We start from the raw sequence: 666 nt of genomic DNA, 5'->3' as shown, positions 1-666 counted from the left end.
CTTCTTACCTACCGTGTCACTCTCAGCCAGCTATCGTCACGATGACGCCAATAACTACGATAAAACCGACATCACAGCGACAGGCGAAAGCAACTCAACTAGCGTTGGCTTGAACCTAGCCTTGCCTATTTTGTCTGGTGGTTCTGATTACTATGGATATCAAAAATCATCGACGGCAATTGAACGTACTGAACTGCTTTATCAAGACTCGCTTTACACCACTCGTAACAGCGTAAACACTTCGGTCCTAAACATTAACGATTTTTCGCAATCTATAAGCAGTTACGAGAACATCATTCGTGCCAACTATGCCTCTTACAAAGGCATTCAAAGGGCATACCAGTTAGGCACCCGTACCATCACCGATTTGCTTGCCGCAGAAAGTAAGCTCTTCAGCGCCTTAAGAGATTATGAAAGCGCACGATACGACTACATCATCGAAACCATCAAGCTCGAACAAACAAAAGGCGTGCTCTCGATTCAATCGATAGAAAGCATCATGCAATTGATGAGTGATATCGAAGGACGAAACAATCAAGAATTAGTGCCTAAACACCTTCTCTCAACTGAGTCGTTGAAAACAGGAGGTCGTAATGCAAACTGAGCAGTTTTCTCAAAAGATCAATATGGCAGATAAGTGTTATCTGACTTTCTCTACAATAATTT

Annotated in this window: 1 protein-coding gene; it reads left to right on the top strand. The window is 42.6% G+C overall.

Annotation, left to right across the window (positions count from 1 at the left end):
- Positions 1–604: TolC family protein (locus AB4653_RS25785; protein ID WP_372105648.1), on the top strand; the 604-nt coding region annotated here is incomplete at its 5' end.
- Positions 605–666: the final 62 nt, after the last annotated feature.

Origin of the sequence: Vibrio sp. 10N.222.48.A3 (genome assembly GCF_041475345.1) — a bacterium.
Taxonomy (GTDB): Bacteria; Pseudomonadota; Gammaproteobacteria; order Enterobacterales; family Vibrionaceae; genus Vibrio; species Vibrio tasmaniensis_A.
The sequence above is the reverse complement of the archived record's forward strand: the minus strand, read 5'-3'. Positions and strand labels throughout refer to the sequence as shown.